This is a genomic window from Chryseobacterium sp. MHB01, assembly GCF_034651565.1.
In the GTDB taxonomy this organism is placed as follows: domain Bacteria; phylum Bacteroidota; class Bacteroidia; order Flavobacteriales; family Weeksellaceae; genus Chryseobacterium; species Chryseobacterium nepalense.
The window spans coordinates 13,244-32,549 of record NZ_JAYEDA010000002.1 but is presented as its reverse complement, the minus strand read 5'-3'; the positions used below and the strand labels follow the sequence as shown (position 1 = coordinate 32,549).

Below are 19,306 nucleotides of genomic sequence, written 5' to 3'. Positions count from 1 at the left end.
ATGGATATTAATTACGCATATTATACTTCTGCGAAAGGCTATAGAGTAGTCAACGGTACTTCGGCCCAGTTTTTAAAAGCTGATGGCTCTGTAGATAATGCCTCATATATTCCTGCAGGCACAGAAATTAATATGGCTGATAAAAATATTAATTTCACAACAGGAAGTCTTTCACGATTTGAAAATAACACACGGGTTTTTAATAAAGTGTACCAAAGACTTTATGCAGGTGCCCAGACAGGAATTTTAAGTTTTAAATTTCCACAGGCTACCTCGCTTGCAACGATGTTTGATGTAACAATCAAAATATTCGGATGGAATGCCAGGATATTAGGAACCGTAAGAGTATCTTTTTATAAGTTTTCCGCAACTGTACTTAACAGCAATCACAAAGCTATTATTGAATGTTCTGATAATTTTCCTTCATCGGTAATTAATGTAGGATTTGATGCTTCCGGCAATGTTTGTATTAATATTGGGGAATCAAATACGGTCTGGAATACCTATCTGAAAGTAGAGGTTGAAAGAGTTGCAGCTTTTCATCAGGGAGCGAACTTCGATTGGTCTAAAGGATGGACACAAACCATCGAAACGGATGTTTCAACATACACTCAGCTTCTGTCAATTGCTACGGAAGTTGTTGCAACAAGAACATGGGTAGATCAAAATAATACCGGTTCAGTTCCTAAATTTGCCGCATTACTTGGTACTGCCGACCTGAATACATTTTTGACGCCCGGTTTTTACTATCAGCATGCCAGCTCTAATGCTACTTCAGCAAGAAATTACCCGGTTAGTCTGGCCGGCTGTTTAAATATTTATAAAACTTCCAGTACCCGGATTGTGCAGGAGTACAGTGATTTACAGTATGGCAGAACCTGGAAGCGTATTTATGATGGTATCAGTTTTAGTGGCTGGCTGAGAGTGTGGTCTGAAATAGATTTCAATCAGAGTAATATTACCAATTGGAATAACTCCGTACAGCAGTCAGCTTTAAGCAATTACTATACAAAAAGCGAAGCTCTGAATCAATTTGTGGGCAAAAATGGAGTTGAAACGATAAATGATACTAAAACTTTTACTCAAAGCCCCGTAATCCCCGCTGGGACATTGGATAATCATGCGGTAAACGTATCCCAGCTTATTAATTTAACGGACGGATTTGTAAAGCTTAACGAACCATTTCCGGGTTGGGAAATTATGCTGTTAAATCTCAGTGCAGCTGGGATCGCAGGATTGTTTGATAAAAAGAATGATCTCCTTATTGCCGCGAAAGAGAAAGACTATGTAAAAGTTGGCTGTAAAACAGGAGGTTACGATGGCATTGCTATTAATTTAAATAACGGGCATATCGGTTATGGTGGTGTAGAACCAACAGATTCTCATAATCATTATTTTAACGGAACTATAAGAATTCCGTATGGTATTTATTCGGAATCCAGCAATAATAATGATGTATATGGCGGAGACGGGAGCTTATACCGTTTGTCCCACGAAATAGCCCGCGAAGATGAATATATCCGGCTCAGACCGGATGATAAGGAATTTACTGGTACTGCAAATTCATACGCCACCAAAAACAGGGTTGTAAAATTGACACTTCTTGACGGAGGATCAATAGTAATTGGTCTTATGCTTGAATATCAGGAAATTACTGTTATGAACGTTAGCGGAAATCAGGCAAAATTTATAGTAAACAATACCAGTGTGAATTTTACCATACCTCCCAAAAGCAGCGCAAGGTATTACATGAACAGCAACGGAAGAATAATCCAGGAAACAATGAATATAGGAAACTGCGTGGCTTCTTAATAATTCTTAGCAAAAATGTAACGCAAAGTGAATCATTGATTTAAAATATTTGCGTTCAGCAATAATTTATCAGCGTATATGGATATTCATGTGCGCTGATTTATTTAATGATGACCTATTATTCAGACAAATTTTATACAGACAGAATGTACTTCTGCAATTATTAAATGATCAGGATCCTGAATGGAAACTTACTGCAGCTACGGGCTATACCAGTTAAAAAGCTTTCCCGGTAACTGAAAAAACATGAAATTTGAAGAGTACAGCATAACGGTAATCATTAAATTCAACAGACAGGTTTATGATTCAGGTTGAATTTCATACAGTTTCTTTTGCCCGGTGCAAAAACTTAATCCTCCAAAGACAAATCAGAATAATTTAATGAAATAAGTAAGTTTTAAAATGCTTTAATGTCTCACTTATTCTCAATTATATCAAGACTAATTTCAACAATCAAATGAATACACCATTAAATACAATTTTCAGCTGGTTTCAAAGCGGAGATTTTCCTACTGAAGCACAGTTCAAAGCAACATTTTCATCGTTTTATCACAAGGATTACCCAATTCCGGTTGAGAATATTGAAGGGCTTGAAGATCTTTCTCAATTATTTGCCGGTGCAGAAGCGTTTCAGGAACACCTGAGTGATTCTGATGCTCATTCCGCGCACCTGGCTTTACTGAATGCAGGTAACCTGACGCCAGCTCATGTTAACAGCTGGAAAGATAAACTGGGAATTGTAAATGTATACACTAAAATACAAACAGATGGTTTTGTTAACGAATTGAAGGTGGCGGATACCAATCTGGAGTCAGAAATAGAAAATATCAAAAAGTTACTCTTATCCAACGATTTATCTCTTGATGAACTTCAGGAAATAGTTGATTTCATAAAGAAAAACCGTATTGATATTGAAGCATTAAAAGCGATTTCACAGGAAGGAATAAAAGAAGATAAAGTAAAGCTCCTACTGGATTACAGCTGGCTGAAAAGCCCTAAAAACCAACAGGAATTTAATCAGCAGATTTACGAAAAGGTTTTAGTCATCTCGGAGACCCCAACAAGCGCCCTAGTACAGATTACCGGAAGTACAGTATTTTCTAACCCTGTTGAAACGGAAAATGTAATCATCCAGGCACGCGATAGTGTTACTGGTAAAAAAATAAATATCGACGATTATGCAACCAACCAGACCATAGAGATTAATATGCTGGGCGAAATCGTTAACCCAATCAATATTCTCATTTTAAAAGTTAAACCATAAAAAAATAAAATACCATGAATAAAAACGCAGTAATAAGCAACAACGCAAATCAGGATAATTTTTTTGGAGAACTCCTACGTACACGTTTCCAGTATTTTGATTCACTTCCTGACACAAGCGGAGTTCCCGCGGGCTGGATCATTGATTACAAAAATGAGCTGCATCAATGGAATGGAAATCAATGGATTAATCTGGCAAATAATTATGTGCATCCGGATTATCCTCTTACCAATAATCCGTTCCAGACAGATCAGACCAGCGGACTTCTTTTGTTAAGTCAGATTCTTACCAACAGTTCCGGACATGTTATTAAAGTAGCAGGAAGAAACCTTACCAACGCAGATATTGTTTCCATTTTCCTGAATGATGCCGTTCAGTCGGGAACGTTTACATGGTCGTCGAATAAAATCAAAACGTATGTTGAAAACCTTTTAGGACAAAGTCTTACAGGTGCATTGATTTATCAGCCGGGAGGGTATGTTCCTTCTGCTGTTGAAGGTTCCATGGCTGCTCCGTCACCCATTACATCAGCCGGCATAAAAGTCGGGATGGTATGGGTAATTACGGCAAATGGCTGGGTTGGAAATAATCCTGTCTCTGTGGGAGACCATCTTATTGCCAACACGGATGGCGGGTCAAATGTACCGGCCAATTATCAGATCATAGAAAAAGGAATTCCGGATATTGTAGATGCTACAGATTCGGTAAAAGGACTTATTCAGATCGCTACGGATGCTGAAGCCCTTGCCGGAAGCAACGCTACTAAAGCAATGACTCCCAGATCAACAAGAGCGGTCCTGGATTCGAAAATCAAATCTAAAACATGGTATATTGGTGATGGCTCTTCGGTAACTTTTGTTATCACGCACGGCTGGAATGCCTGGGATGTCGACTATACCTGCTATCGTAATACAGATAACAGAAGAATAAATGTAAGCTTCCTGCCTCTCTCTGCAAATGATGTACAGATAGATGTTTTGGCACCTCTCTCCCCGAATGAATACAGAATTACTTTAACTGCAAGATTAGATTAATGATCGCACCGGAATATTTTAACAATCACATCGCTGTAGAAGGCGAAATTATCGTGAAAGGAGTTCCGAACGATACAGGTTTTGTATTGGTATGGAACCCTCTAACGAAAAAGATAAGCAAAAGGACACATGCGGAAATAGTTTCTGATTTAAGTCTCATGACTACCAATACTCCACAGGACGTCGGTGGCAGGAAAGTATTCTATGTTTCCGGAAATTCCAATCCGGAAGATACTACATTGTGGACTTATGGAACCGGTGGCGCAAAAGCAGGAATTGTGTTCTACAGCTCGGGAATGGATGCTGGAAAGATCAATTTTGACGGATATTTTCATTTTAAAAATTTTAATGATACAGGATATAAAGGCATCGTTGCATCTGAATTCAGAAAAGCAAATTCCGATGATGGCAAAGTTCTTTTGGGAGGTGGTGGAGAAAAATCAATTTCAGACTTCTCCGTAAACAGTCATACGCATGATTATCTATTTAAAGACGGATCATATCTGGCAGATGTTCACGGGTTATTTGAAAATAATAAGTTTAAATTTATTACCCGGGTTGATCAAAGTTCGGCAAATTTATTTCCCAGTAAACTAAATTCAAACTCAATACTCAGTATCGCATCACATGATGGAGACTATGGAAACCTGTTGGGCTTTAATAGTGAAAACCAGATGTTTGTAAAGTCAATTAGTGGCGGAAACTGGAGCGGTTGGGAACAAATAGCGTATAAAAGCTGGGTTGCATCACAATTAAATAATTTAACAGGTAATTATGTGCCTTTTAACGGGGCTTCACAAAACATCGATCTTAATTCTAAAAATATCTCAAATGTAGGGCACTTTCAAAACTCCGGGTCAATAATTAGCAATAATATTGCCTTATCCGCATTTGCAGGCTCTTATGGAGGGTATCAGTCGAATCCTTTAATTAAAATTGGAGCGAGGCCTGGAAATATGATGACTTTTACCGTAAAACTGTATAATTATCCGCATTTTTTCTATGAGTTTCAAGTTAATATTTATAATTATTTAGGAGATGTTTACGAGCCTACGGTTACCTGGAAAGCAGGTGATTCTGCACACATAGATAGAATAGAGTTTTATAAAGATCCCGCTACGGGTGTTTTCTATATAAGACCCATTATTGAGGTTGCTTATTCCAGAATAGCAATTACAGATGTACAGGCATATGGGGGAGACGACACATTTTTGTCTTCCAGCTGGGATGTTGTTTGGGGAGGCGATGTTACACCACTGCTTCTCCAATATACAATATTAAGCACTAATTTTAATGGAGATTCGAGAGTCGTAAATACTCATAAAGAACAGCTTATTAATGCAAGAAAGGACTTTAACGGAGCTACCGGAAATGACTATCTGGGAGCCGCTCTGCAGCTGAGGGGTAATGGTCCTGCAAATACGATATTCCCAACAATTGCTTTTCATCAATCTGGTTTGTATGCCGGAACTGTTAGTTACAGAGGTGATGCTCAGGGATTTTATTTTACGGATGTTAATGGCAGCGGCTTTGAAAATATTACCGCAAGAGCATTCTATAAATATGGTTCTGATAATGGTAAGGTTCTTTTAGGAGGCGGAGATCATAAGTCTTTATCAGATTTCTGGACTCCGAATAATTTTAATCCTAATAGCTATATCCCAACCTCACATCCCGTTTACGGAATAAATTCCACAGAATTAGGAAACTGGAGACATTTCGCAGGATATTGGGATAATAGAAACATTCAGCCGGCCCATATTTTACCTCAAAACTTTCAGATCGGTTTTACTTCGTGGAATAACGACAATTCTTATCCGTATGCAGATTATATACATTTCGGAGGATATCACGACAGCTCGGGGGGAAATCAGAACTTAATGGTAATTAAGAAAAATGGGTTTGGGCTGCGGCAATGGCAGGGAAGTCCGCAAGGAGTTTCATCCTATCAATCGTATGTTGATTACTGGAATACCGGTGATTTCACGGTAACAGATATTCAAAACTGGAAGAATAATGCAGCCGGTATCACAATTGTTAATGAGCAGGATCCTGCCAATTTATTTACCAAAGAAAATAAATTCATGTGGATCAACGGTGGCGTAACCGGAGCAGGCGGAATCAACTCCTGGGTAGGAAACTTCATATCTATAGGAGGAAATAATTTGGGGCACAAATCACAATTACTAATTTCTAAAAACCAGTTATTATTCAGAGGGAACCATGGTAATGAAGATACGGCATTTAACGAAGTTTGGCATCATCTTAATTTAAGCAAAGATGAATTTGTAAGATTAGATGATGGAAAATCTTCCAGAGCAATAACCGGAAAAGATCTGAATGATCTTCAGGAAACGGGGTTCTTCAGAGGAAGCAATTTAGGAAATGCACCTATGGGAAGCCCGGAATGGTTCTTCATTACTAGTGAATATCATTACACAGGATGGGCAAGCCAGACTGCGGCAACCTATGGAACTGCAGCACAACCAAACAGAATGTTCAAAAGAACACTCGTTGCTGCTTCTTATTGGACAGATTGGGTGGAGATTGCCACTTCCGCAACTCTTGAAAGTACACAACATAAAAAAAGAACGTATTTCTGGCAAAGTCCCGCTTATTCGGGAACTATGGTCAACAGAATTTATCTTCCTACTCAGAATGTAGCTGATGTTACGATCAAAGTGGGCTCATCTTATCATGGCGCTTATGCTATCGGCCTGATTGAGCTTGAATTGGTGTACGGAATTAATGTAGGAGGTGGTCCGTGGGGGGCTGAAGCAATTGTAAAAGAGGCTTTAGGTGCTGTGGTGGAAAGATTGTATGTAGATCCTGTCATAAAATACGATGCTGCTCAGGACAGACCTTATATAAATGTTCATAAATTTCATCCTGCCGAGAATCCGATATTTATTGATGTTACTGTAAGATGCTATTCCAATGACTTAAAAGATGATTCCGTATTTTTTGAAGAAGATACAACAACACCTGTTCTGGATATTAAAAACCAGTCATATATTGCATCAAAACTGGAATATAAGGCCAATACTTCCGGTGATAATGCGGCAGATACATGGAGAAGGGATTCATTAGGGCTCCTCTCTAATCCTTATATTCCGGGTAAGACCAGAAACGCCGGAGGAGATACAGGTTTGTTACAGGCTACTTATGGACAGATTGCCGGTTATATAAATAATGAAGGAACCTATAATGGAAATCCCAATAACAATTGGTGGTTCAGGATCAAAATGCTACACAATAATTCTGCAGGATATTATGGGGAGATAGGAGTTCAGATGACAGGCGGATCAAATGCCTTAGCATACAAAAAAATGGAGAATGGTATTGATAGCGGCTGGGTGCAGGTTTGGGACAGTCAAAACCTTAATCCCGCAGTATACGTTACTCAGTCTTCTGCGAATTCCCAGCTTTCAGGATATGCTACTTTAGCAGGCGTACAGACATTTACCAATACCAATACTTTCGCTCAAAGTCCGGTAATTCCTAACGGTACTTTAGGAGCTCATGCAGTTAATTTAAATCAGCTGAACGGGAAAGCCAATGCGCTGGAAAATGCTACAGGAATAGGTTTTTCATCAGGTAATTATCCATCTGCAGACGGTTCGCAATATCCCTACATCTACTTTAATAATGGAGGAACGCAGGCTTATATCGCATTGGCAACACAAGCCTATTTGCAGAACAATTTTTTAAGTACTCCGGATGGTACATCTGTGATGATTCCCGGTTCGGATTTAAACAGCTACTTTAAAACAGGCTTTTACAGAGGTTCCGGATTGGCCAATGCACCTATGAATAACGGCGGATGGTGGTATGTGGCAGTTGAAACCCACGACAGTACCTGGGTAAAGCAAACCGCTACTTCATACGGTTCAGGAAATACTCCTAATATTACGTATCAAAGGACGATGGTGGGAGGAAGGTGGACTGCATGGGTACAGATCTGGACTACAGCAGATTTTACAGTTTCTAATATTCAGCAGTGGAATTATGCTTATCAATACGGATTAAAGCTGAATGAAGAATTTACAGTTCTCCAAAATACAGGTTTGGTACTGGCAGATAATTATTTTGGCGGAGAATCCGGGATTATCGACAATCAGACAACAAGGCTTCTTGCTGCGAAACAGAATGAATACTATTTTTATGGCTCCGGTTATGATAATTTTGACGGTCTGAATTTCGAATGTAAATACAGCCTTTTCGGAATGGGAATGCCATCTAACGGCAAAGATAAACTCGTTGTAAAAGGATCCGTAAAAGCTTTAAATAATTTTAAATCGGATAAAGAAAGACCGGATACACTTTTTATTCCTAATGGTGAGATCGCAGATTTAAGGGACGAAATTATCAATGATGAATCAGAATACGCCATAAGATTAGATCCTCATGAATACGAAATTGACCAGTCAGGATATCTGGAATTAAATGATAGAAACAGGTTGATCCATATTATTGGTGAATATTCTAAAGACATGATGGTCGTAAACCTGAGGGAAATCTATCCGAAACAACAAATTGTCATTTATAATTTTGACCATACAGGAAACGGTATGGAAGTAAGAATTCAGGGAAATAAAGTGTATAATATTGAATCACGCTGCTTCCTTAGATTATATGTCACTAATTCATTGAGAGTGATTGCAGAACGTCTGCAGCCTTGTGACATGATCTGGTAAGAATAATATTAATAATCAATTATGTAAACAGTATCTTACAAATTATATAAGTTATTTAAATCCTGCGCCGCTTCGAAGAAGCGGCGCAGGATTATTATGGTCATAAAAATTTACAGTTGCTTTTCTGTTTAAATCTTTTCAAGCGTAAACCTGAAGGTACTTCCGGCGCCGTATTCGCTCTCAACTTCTATATTGCCGCCCTGAGATTCTATCAGCTCTTTACTGATGCTTAGCCCCAAACCCGTACCTTCTTTTTTACTGCCTGGAATCCTGAAATAACGGTCAAATATCCTGTTAACATATTTTGGTTCAATGCCTTGTCCCGTATCCTTCACTGAAAAAACAATATGATGATTCACTTCCTGAACTTTAATAATAATTTCTGAATTCTGATAAGAATACCGTATGGCATTAGAAATCAGATTATTAAGAACCCATGAGGTTTTTTCACTGTCGGCCTTTACCAGTTCAGGTCCTTCGTCGGTTTTAATGTTAAGAGTAATATTCTTTTGCTCTGCTGCAGCCTTATTCGCTTCCACAGCATATTTTATAATGTCTGATATTTTGGACGGAGCAATATTTAATTTCATCGAGCCGCTTTCAACCTGGGCAATGTTCAATAGTTCTCCGGTGATTTTCAGAAGCCGGTTGGTATCTTCATTGATCCCGTTCACAAGATTTTTCTGATCGTCATTCAGGCTGCCTATTTTTTCATTTTCCAGAAGCTGTAATCCCATTTTGATAGATGAAATAGGTGTTTTAAATTCATGTGAAACGGTTCCTATAAAATTGGTTTTTGCAAGATCCAGCTCTTTAAAAGGCGTAATGTTATGAAGCATAATTACCTGCCCGATAAACTGGCTGTCCTGTTCACCGGTCGGGACAATATTAATATCGATGATGTTCTTTTCAAAATAGCTTTCTTTTCCATGAGCATAGATTTTCATCGATTCAAGGTCCCTGCTTTCATCAGGGTACAGGAGATCTTTGATGATATTTCGCACCAGGTCATTGTTGATCGCCACGTCCTGAATCAATTGTCCTACGAAGCTTTCTTTCTGAAGTCCGGTAATGCTTAATGCCTCATTGTTTACAAACAACACTCTTTTATTTTCATCAATACCAATTACAGGATCCTGCATATTATCGATCAGCGTTTCAATACGTTTTTTACCTTTTAAGATTTTATCCAGCCTGCTTTCGGAATATTCCTGAAGCTTTTCAGCCATGGTATTGAAAGAATTTGCAAGTTCACTAAATTCGCTGCTGCCTTCAAAATGTACTCTTTCCTTATAATTCTGATTGGCAATCTGGCGGATACTTGCCGTAAGCTGGCGTACAGGGTCCGCAATATTGGAAGGAAGATTTACCATTAAAATAAATGCCAGTAAAAAGCAGATCATTCCCACCACGGAAATAACGGTAATGGCATCACGGGCAGTATCATCCGCAACGCTGCTTTTGTGCTGAATGGCAGACATATTAAGCTGCATCAGTTCCGTAAGGTCTTTCCTGATGGAAGACTGCAGGCTGGTATTTTCCGGATTATTTTTAAGGCTTGCAAAATGCGTGATTATTTTCTCCGTAGTTTCTTTCTCTCCCGGCTCCGTTACGTTTTTTTTCTGCTTTTCCAGATGCTTTTCAAACACCTCGAAAGCCAACGGGTCCGAATTGATTTCCTCCAGAGCCAACAGCATATTCCGGGAATATTCCAGCGTATTGTAATTCGCAACAAGAATATTATTGGTGTCTTTTTTCAGTTTTGTGATATTCCATACGCTTAATACAGAAAGCACGACAATCATCACAAATAAAACGCCAACACCGATATTGAGTTTTGTTTTAATTTTCATAGGATAATGAAAGGTTTTAGTAAAAAATGAAAGAATAACACTTTTTACATTTTACTTCTAACTTTTTACATTCAACTTCTAACTTCTGACTTTTTACATCTAACTCAAGATGACCAAATCTATATTTTCCCGGGAAAGTTTATTAAGCAGCGTATTGAAAGTATCGGTTGCCAGAATAATCTTCCAGAGGTTCAGATGAGGTTTTCCGATACAGACTGTGGTGATATTTCTTTCTTCGCACTGTGTCATGACAGCATGTGCTATTTTGGTATCTTCAACTTTTATAATTTCCGCACCCAATTCTGTGGCTAATTTAAAGTTATTAATTAAATGCCGCTGTTTGTCTAATGCAATTTTATCCGAACTTTCACTCGGAACCTGAACATACAAAAGGTACCATTGGCTGTTGTAATAATTTGCCAGTCTTGCTGTTTTTCGGATCACATTCTTTGCCGTTTTTTCATTCGAGCTGATGCAGGCCAGAAATTTTTCCTTTTTCAACGATTTATGAATCGTTATTTCAGATTCTACTTTTCTCGTTACCTGTGATGCAACTTCTTTTAAGGCAAGTTCCCTAAGCTGTAAAATACTTTCCGCCCTGAAAAAATTATTTAATGCTGCGTTAATTTTCGTTTTGTCATAAATTTTTCCTGCTTTCAGACGGTTGATGAGTTCTTCAGCGGTAAGATCGATATTTACCACCTCATCTGCCTGAGAAAGAATGGAATCAGGAATTCTTTCCTTTACCTCAATATCGGTGATCTCCTTTACTTCTTCATTAAGGCTTTCAATATGCTGAATGTTGACCGCAGAAATCACGTTGATTCCCGCATCTAAAATTTCAACGACATCCTGCCAACGTTTTTCGTTTTTGCTGCCTTCAATGTTGGTGTGCGCAAGCTCGTCTACAATTACTACTTCGGGACGGAGATTTAAAACTGCCTGAACATCAAGCTCTTCAAGCTCTTTACCCCGGTAAAATAATTTCCGTCTTGGAATAATAGGCAATCCTTCTAATAAAGCATGTGTTTCTTTACGATGATGGGTTTCAATATAGCCGATTTTCACATCAATTCCGTTTTCCAGAAGGGCGTGAGCCTCCTGCAGCATACGATAGGTTTTTCCTACACCGGCGCTCATTCCGATGTAGATTTTAAATTTTCCCCGTCTTGATTTTTTGATCAGGTCAAGGAAATCCTGTGCAGAATTTTTATTCATAACGGATTATGTGTGTCAAATGTAATGATTTAAGAGTTGTGAAAAGTAAGAAGTGAGAAGTAAGAGTGAGAAGAAATAATTAGTAATTTTTTTCACTTTTCTCCTAATCTGGTTTTTCACCTTTCACCTTTTACCTTTCACTTCTTACTTCTCATTTTTCATTAAAAGCTTACCGCCAATGAGGTTGCTACAGATGGGCTGTTTGATTTCAGAATATTATCCCGGTTCAAAAAGATGTCATCTTTACTGCTTAAATTCTTAAGTTCTGTTCTCCAGACAAGATTAGGGAGAATCCAGTAATCTGCATTGAAAGAATATCCGAAAGTTTTGAATCCGTTTTCTGTTCCCGTTGCAATGATAACGCCTTTTTCGTCGCTGTAATATTCGGCTCTTACAGCAAAGCTTAGTTTTTGTATTGGAGCATATTTGGCAATCAGGACAGGAGAGTACCAAACATTGTACTGCTCACTTCCTTTAGCTTTCTGTTCTGCACCGATATCAAAACCTGCGATAAAGGCAAACTTTTGACTGATCTGGAAACTTCCGTAAAGATTGTGGAAATATCTCATTTGTCTGATGCTGTCAGGTTTATCATTACCTATGAAAGAGCTGCTGTTTAAAGTAATCTTTTCATTAGGCTTAAAAGTGAGCTGATGTCCGAAGGCAACCGTGGAATTCCCGTCAACACGCTGAATTCTCTGCCATCCGTTCAGAACAAGTCCGCTCAAAAACCATTTTCCGCTGTCACTGGTATAAGAGATTTTTGCACCGCTTTCAAAATAGGGCGAGTTATCTGCCAAAATACTTCTTGTCAAAGTAAAGCAGTCTTTGCTGACCGCACTTTCAAAACCAATGTGTGAAGGCAACACACCTGCATCAATCCAGAGGTTTTTGTTTTTTGATATTTTTACTCCTATGTTCGCTTCATAAATATTTTTTAAAACGCCGGGTTCTGCTGCGTAATTGGCATTCATATAAGTTCCTGCGCCTAACGCAATATTGGCTCTGAACTTTTCAGTTTCATAATTGGCTTTTACAAATCCTAAATTAAGGTTTACCTCATTGTTCCTGTTGTGACTATACACGAATCCGGGTCTTGTATTGTTCTCAGGATTATTGAAATCATACTGGTAATATACTTCTGCATAACCGGAGATTTTTAAAGGATTTTTAGTTTCTTCCTGAGCTTGCAGTGTAGAAACTGCACCAAGCATTACAAATGCAAGTAATGATAATTTTCTTTTCATTTTAAATTTTATTAAAAGAGGTTAGAAGCAAAATGTGAAAAGTAAAAAGATAGTAATCAATGAAAAAGGTTTCAAATACTTCTCACTTCTTACCTTTCACTATTTTTACTTATTACTTCAAACCGTCTAATGCGATATTGAGTTTTAAAACATTAATTTTTTCAGTTCCGAATATTCCAAGGAAAGGAGGCTCGATATTTTTTTCAATAAGTGTGTTTACCGTATTGATGTCGATTTTTCTGATGTCGGCAATTCTTTGGGCCTGAACTCTGGCAGCCTGTACAGAAATGTTCGGGTCCAGACCTGCACCGCTTGCTGTAACGATATCCGAAGGAATTTCAGACCGTTTAACCGTTGGGTTGTGTTTCAGAAAATTATCAATTCTTCCTTCAACTTCTTTAAGATAATCAGGGTTAGAAGGTCCTTTATTACTTCCTCCCGCTCCTGCAGCGTTATAATCTACCGCGGAAGGTCTGGACCAGAAATATTCATCCTTATCGAATTTCTGTCCTATATTGGCGTAATAGTAAGAAGTTTTTGGTGAGTTAGAAGCTTTTCCGGACTGCTTGTTTTTAACATTTGATTTTTCACTTAAAATGATTTCTCCTTTTCCGTTATTCGGAGCTGCCTGAGCTATTCCGTAGATTAAAAAGGTATAAATTCCTGAAAAAAACACAGCACAGAATAATGTTAATCTGATGGCTGGCAATATGTTTTGTTTCATAGTTTTGAATGTTTGGTTTTATAGTGAGAGGTAAGAAGTTAGAGGTAAGAAGTAACTGTTAAAACGTAAACAAATCTGACTTTTCACTTCTCACTTTTACTTTTCACAATAATGTTATTAAATAAAATGGATATGATTGAGAGTAAGAAGTTAGAGGTAAGAAGTAACTGTTAAAGCGTAAATAAATCTGACTTTTCACTTCTCACTTTTACTTTTCACAATAATGTTATTAAATAAAATGGATATGATTGAGAGTAAGAAGTTAGAGGTAAGAAGTAACTGTTAAAACGTAAACAAATCTGACTTCTCATTTCTCACTTTTTACTTCTCACTTCTCACAATAATGTTATTAAATATGGATGTGATTGAGAGTAAGAAGCATAGGTAAAACAAAGACTAAAGTTCTATAAACAAATTTGACCTCTTACTTTTCACTTCTTACTTCTTACTTCTTACTTTTTAAATAAAAACTGATACGATTAAATCTATAATTTTGATTCCGATGAATGGAATTAAAACACCTCCTAAACCATAGATCAAAAGGTTTCTTCTTAACAATGCGCTTGCACCGATGGGTTTGTAAGCCACTCCTTTCAAAGCTAGCGGAATCAGCATCGGGATTACAATTGCATTGAAAATTACAGCTGAAAGAATCGCGGATTCAGGTGAATGGAGTCCCATAATGTTAAGACCTTGCAAAGCCGGAATTGAAGCAATAAACAAAGCGGGAACGATCGCAAAATATTTGGCTACGTCATTTGCAATACTGAAGGTTGTAAGCGTTCCACGGGTCATCAATAACTGTTTTCCGATTTCCACAACTTCAATCAGTTTTGTTGGGTCGTTATCAAGATCCACCATGTTTCCGGCCTCTTTTGCAGCTTGGGTTCCGCTGTTCATTGCTACACCCACATCCGCCTGAGCAAGAGCCGGCGCGTCATTGGTTCCGTCACCCATCATGGCGACCAGCCTTCCTTCTGCCTGTTCTTTTTTGATGTAATTCATTTTATCTTCAGGTTTTGCTTCTGCGATAAAATCATCGACTCCTGCTTTTTCAGCAATGAATTTTGCGGTTAAAGGATTATCCCCGGTTACCATCACCGTTTTAATACCCATTTTTCTCAGACGGTCAAAACGCTCTTTGATTCCCGGCTTGATGATGTCCTGAAGTTCTATAACCCCAAGTGCTCTTTCATTTTCTGAAACCACGAGCGGTGTTCCGCCGTTTTGAGAGATTTCCCTGACTTTCTGTTCAACTTCTGCCGGAAATATATTGCCCGAATTTGTAACAATATTTTTAATTGCATCAGTTGCGCCTTTTCTGATTCGTGTATTCTCATAATCAATACCGGAACTTCTTGTTTCTGCTGTGAAATTGATGTATGCAGGTGAGAAGTGAGAAGTAAGAAGTGCCAGTTCTCCCTTCACAATACCTTTTACATCTAACTTTTCACTAAGTTCTATGATGGATTTTCCTTCGGGTGTTTCATCAGCCATTGAACTTAAAACCGCAGCTTTAATCAATGTATTTTCACTAATTCCATCCGCAGGATAGAAATGGGTGGCTTTCCTGTTTCCAATAGTAATCGTTCCGGTTTTATCCAGTAATAAAACATCGATGTCTCCCGCAGTTTCTACTGCTTTACCACTTTTAGTGATTACATTGGCTCTCAAAGCTCTGTCCATCCCCGCAATACCGATAGCTGATAACAATCCTCCGATGGTAGTAGGGATAAGACATACAAATAAAGAGATAAATGCAGCAATAGTAATCGGTGTATTGGCATAATCACCGAATGGTTTTAAAGTAACCGTAACGATGATGAACACCAAGGTAAATCCTGCCAACAAAATAGTTAAAGCAATTTCGTTTGGTGTTTTCTGTCTGGAAGCACCTTCTACCAGGGCAATCATTTTATCAAGAAAGCTTTCGCCGGGTTCCGTTGTTACTTTCACTTTTATTTTATCAGAAAGAACTTTTGTACCTCCCGTTACACTGCTTTTATCACCACCAGCTTCACGGATTACCGGTGCAGATTCTCCGGTGATGGCACTTTCGTCAATTGTTGCCAATCCTTCAATGATTTCACCGTCAGATGGAATAATATCTCCAGTTTCGCAAACAAATACGTCTCCTTTTTTCAATAAATTAGAAGTTGTTAGTAAGAAGTCAGAAGGTTCCAAAGCGAAAAGACTTTTCACACTTAACATCTCATTTTTCACCTTTTTGGCTGGCGTTTCCTCTCTCGTTTTTCTCAAAGAATCTGCCTGTGCTTTACCTCTTGCTTCGGCAATAGCTTCCGCAAAGTTGGCGAAAAGAAGCGTGATAAATAATATGAGTGTCACAATGATATTATAAATCAGGCCTCCCTGGCTTTGTTCACCCATGGCAATCCAGATACATACTCCGGCCATAACCAAAGTCCCGATGTACACCATAAACATTACCGGATTTCGGAACATTTTTGCCGGGTGTAATTTTATAAATGATTGTTTCAGCGCTTCATTAACTAATTCTGCCTGAAACAAATTGTTATTTCCTTTCATTTTTTTATTTTTTAGAAGTAAAATGTGAGAAGTAAGATGTAAAATGTAAAAAGTTGATTATTAGAACCTCTAATTTTTTACTTTTAATTAACTTCCAGAATTTGTACATATATTTATTATTTTAAAAACATTTTTGATGAAACCTCATAGAAACTTAAAAGCCTGGAGCGACAGCATTTGGTTAATAAAAGATTTATATCTGATTACCAGTTCTTTTCCTAAAGAAGAACTTTTTGGCATTACTTCGCAGATGCGAAGAGCTGCATTATCAATTTCTCTAAATATTGCTGAAGGTGCTGCAAGAGCGAGTAAGAAAGAATTTGTAAGATTTCTTGATATTGCTATTGGTTCTATTGCAGAACTTGATACCTTGTTTATCATTTCAGTAGAGTTAGAATTTTTATCTGATGAAGATTTTAATTTGCTAAATCATAAACTCGAAACCATTGGTAAACTTACTTATGGTTTGAAGCGAAAATTGCTTAGTGAGTAGGGTAATAGTAAGATGTAAAAGTAAAAAGTGAGAGGTGACGTGAGATGTAAGACGTGAGAGGGATTGGGATGTTTTGCACGAGTTGCATTACCTTTAACAGCTAGCTTCTTACTTCTTACTTCTTACTTCTTACTTCTCACATACTAAAATACTCAGCGATAGGTCCTAAAGCCAAAGCCGGGAAGAATGACAGGGCTGCCACGATAGCAATTACCGCAAATACCATTAAACCGAATGTCGCGGTGTCTGTTTTTAAGGTTCCTGCACTTTCCGGAATATATTTTTTGGCAGCAAGGCTTCCTGCAATAGCTACCGGACCGATAATGGGTAAATATCTCGCCATTAGCATTACAATTCCACAGGCAATATTCCAGAAAGGGTTGTTGTCTGCCAGTCCTTCAAAGCCGCTTCCGTTATTGGCACTTGATGAGGTAAACTCGTACAGCATTTCACTGAAGCCGTGAAAGCCCGGATTATTTAGCCATTTGCCGTATTCAGCTGGATTGTGGGCCACCATATAACTTGCAATTGCAGTTCCTGCAAGAATCAGCAACGGGTGGAGAAGTGCAATAATCATTGCAATTTTCATTTCTCTGGCCTCGATTTTCTTGCCTAAAAATTCGGGGGTCCTTCCTACCATCAGTCCACTGATGAAAACAGCAAGAATGATGAAGATGTAAAAGTTGAGAAAACCTACACCCACACCTCCGTAAAAGGCATTAACCATCATTCCGAGCATGGTATTCATTCCTGAAAGCGGAGTCAGAGAATCATGCATCGCATTCACAGAACCATTACTGGTTACGGTGGTGTTAATGGCCCAGTATGCTGAAGCAGCAGGTCCGAAGCGAACTTCTTTTCCTTCCATACTTCCTAAATTCTGAGTGATTCCCATTTTTTCAATGGCAGGGTTTCCATTAACTTCATTAATTACAGTTGGGGTTAATAACAACAGGAATCCAACAGTCATCACTCCGAAAATTGTCCATGCCAGTTTTTTTCTTTTTAAAACATAACCCATCGCAAATACCATCGCAATCGGAATCAGCATTATCGATACTGTTTCTACAATATTGGTAAAATAACTTGGATTTTCCAGTGGATGTGCAGAATTTGGACCGAAAAATCCGCCTCCATTTGTGCCCAGCTGTTTGATGGCTACAAATCCGGCTACCGGGCCGCGGCTTACTTCCACTTGATCTCCCTGTAAAGTGGTGATGGTGTCCTTCCCTTCAAAAGTCATCGGAGTTCCGCTGAAAGCCAATAAAGAAGCTACCATTACAGCAATTGGAAATAAAACTCTTGTACAGGTTCTGATGAATAAATAATAGAAGTTCCCTAATTTATCTGTAGTTCTCTCTTTCATTGCAAGGAAAACAACGGCAGCAATAGCAATACCGCAGGCTGCAGAGATAAACTGCCAAAGCATTAAGGTTAATTGTCCTAAATAAGATAATCCGGATTCCCCCGAGTAATGCTGAAGGTTGGTATTGGTAACGAAGCTCACTGCTGTATTGAATGCCAAATCTCCACTCATTGAAGGATTATAGTCCGGATTGAGTGGTAACCACTCCATATTGGTGAGCACAAACATGGAAATGAGAAACCAAACGATATTGATGGTGAGTAAAGCGGCAAGGTGTTGTTTCCAGTTCATTTCCTTTTCAGGATTTACACCGGAAATTTTGTAAAATAATTGGTCAATAGGATTGAAAATTTTATCCGGCCAGGTTTTTTCTTTGGTAAAGATCTTTCCCATATATCTTCCCAGCGGAATTGCAAACAAAACCACGAGAGCATACATAAGAAAAATTCCTGCAATTTCTGTATTCATTTTTTAGATAGTTAGATGTTGTAAATAAGAGGTAAGTGGTGATTAGCTATAATAAAGAACATCAGAAGGACGTCTTAGTTTTCACGTTTCACTTTTTACCGGTTTTAAAATTTTTCCGGTTTTATCAGCACGTAGCCTATGTAAACAAATACGGCGATGGCGATGATGAATAATGCTGTCATATTTTTTCAAAATATTTTACGGTTAGAAAAAAAAGTACAAAAAGTACAATACCCGAGATGGTTAATACAAGTGTCATGTTTTATTGATTAAAAATTCTGTATGTAATTGCGAAGCAGACCAAAAGGCCATAGAAGATTGCTAATAAATGCCAGGTCTTTGTTTTCCTGTACATCCTGATTTTCCATTTTTGCATAGCGAACGATTATTGTTATGCCATACTATTTTTCAAATGCTGGTCCAGCTGAGAATTTTTTATATAAAATATTGAATTTCATCATATTAAAATTTAATATAGATTTTAAACAACAAAAAACCCTTTCAAAATGAAAGGGTTGATGCTGTTATTATGAAAGGATTTATTTGAGTGAGAACTGGCAATTGAAAGTAAAAAGTGAGAAGT

General features: G+C 38.1%; 12 protein-coding genes. 5 read left to right on the top strand and 7 right to left on the bottom strand.

The features are described from left to right. From U9K52_RS03845 to U9K52_RS03830, 4 genes are all read left to right on the top strand, one after another. The gene (locus U9K52_RS03845) at window positions 1–1,812 is read left to right on the top strand and encodes a pyocin knob domain-containing protein (protein ID WP_322925490.1); all 1,812 of its coding nucleotides are present in this window, start codon (window positions 1–3) and stop codon (window positions 1,810–1,812) included. 457 nt (window positions 1,813–2,269) lie between these two features. Continuing rightward, the gene (locus U9K52_RS03840; protein WP_248394017.1) at window positions 2,270–3,076 is read left to right on the top strand and encodes a hypothetical protein; all 807 of its coding nucleotides are present in this window, start codon (window positions 2,270–2,272) and stop codon (window positions 3,074–3,076) included. Between the two features lie 14 nt (window positions 3,077–3,090). Then, the gene (locus U9K52_RS03835) at window positions 3,091–4,110 is read left to right on the top strand and encodes a hypothetical protein (RefSeq protein ID WP_248394016.1); all 1,020 of its coding nucleotides are present in this window, start codon (window positions 3,091–3,093) and stop codon (window positions 4,108–4,110) included. Next, window positions 4,110–8,807: a pyocin knob domain-containing protein gene (locus tag U9K52_RS03830; protein ID WP_322925489.1), complete on the top strand. Its 4,698-nt coding sequence runs from the start codon at window positions 4,110–4,112 to the stop codon at window positions 8,805–8,807. Before U9K52_RS03835 ends, U9K52_RS03830 begins: the two co-directional genes overlap by 1 nt. 128 nt (window positions 8,808–8,935) lie before the next feature. Here U9K52_RS03830 and U9K52_RS03825 read toward each other — a convergent pair whose 3' ends face one another. The 5 genes from U9K52_RS03825 to kdpB form a co-directional block, all read right to left on the bottom strand. After that, the gene (locus U9K52_RS03825) at window positions 8,936–10,660 is read right to left on the bottom strand and encodes an ATP-binding protein (protein WP_248394014.1); all 1,725 of its coding nucleotides are present in this window, start codon (window positions 10,658–10,660) and stop codon (window positions 8,936–8,938) included. Window positions 10,661–10,759: 99 nt separating this feature from the next. Beyond that, entirely contained in the window at window positions 10,760–11,878 is a 1,119-nt protein-coding gene (locus tag U9K52_RS03820) for a sensor protein KdpD (protein WP_248394013.1), read from the bottom strand. A gap of 161 nt (window positions 11,879–12,039) precedes the next feature. Further along, window positions 12,040–13,125 (bottom strand): porin, encoded by a 1,086-nt coding sequence (locus U9K52_RS03815; protein ID WP_322925488.1) that lies wholly within the window; start codon window positions 13,123–13,125, stop codon window positions 12,040–12,042. 112 nt (window positions 13,126–13,237) lie between these two features. Next, window positions 13,238–13,849, bottom strand: coding sequence for a K(+)-transporting ATPase subunit C (locus tag U9K52_RS03810; protein ID WP_322925487.1), 612 nt, complete (start codon window positions 13,847–13,849; stop codon window positions 13,238–13,240). Between the two features lie 459 nt (window positions 13,850–14,308). After that, the gene (kdpB, locus tag U9K52_RS03805) at window positions 14,309–16,396 is read right to left on the bottom strand and encodes a potassium-transporting ATPase subunit KdpB (RefSeq protein ID WP_322925486.1); all 2,088 of its coding nucleotides are present in this window, start codon (window positions 16,394–16,396) and stop codon (window positions 14,309–14,311) included. Between the two features lie 136 nt (window positions 16,397–16,532). Between kdpB and U9K52_RS03800 the strand changes: the two genes are divergently transcribed. Then, window positions 16,533–16,889 carry a four helix bundle protein gene (locus U9K52_RS03800; protein WP_322925485.1) on the top strand — a complete coding sequence of 119 codons (357 nt, stop codon included), beginning with the start codon at window positions 16,533–16,535 and terminating at the stop codon, window positions 16,887–16,889. A 136-nt stretch (window positions 16,890–17,025) separates the two neighbouring features. Here the strand turns inward: U9K52_RS03800 and kdpA are convergent, their stop codons facing one another. Both kdpA and U9K52_RS03790 read right to left on the bottom strand, forming a co-directional pair. Next, the gene (gene kdpA / locus U9K52_RS03795; RefSeq protein WP_322925484.1) at window positions 17,026–18,723 is read right to left on the bottom strand and encodes a potassium-transporting ATPase subunit KdpA; all 1,698 of its coding nucleotides are present in this window, start codon (window positions 18,721–18,723) and stop codon (window positions 17,026–17,028) included. A 104-nt stretch (window positions 18,724–18,827) separates the two neighbouring features. Then, on the bottom strand, window positions 18,828–18,905 hold the full coding sequence (locus U9K52_RS03790) for a potassium-transporting ATPase subunit F (protein WP_248394956.1): 78 nt from the start codon (window positions 18,903–18,905) through the stop codon (window positions 18,828–18,830). Between the last annotated feature and the right edge of the window lie 401 nt (window positions 18,906–19,306).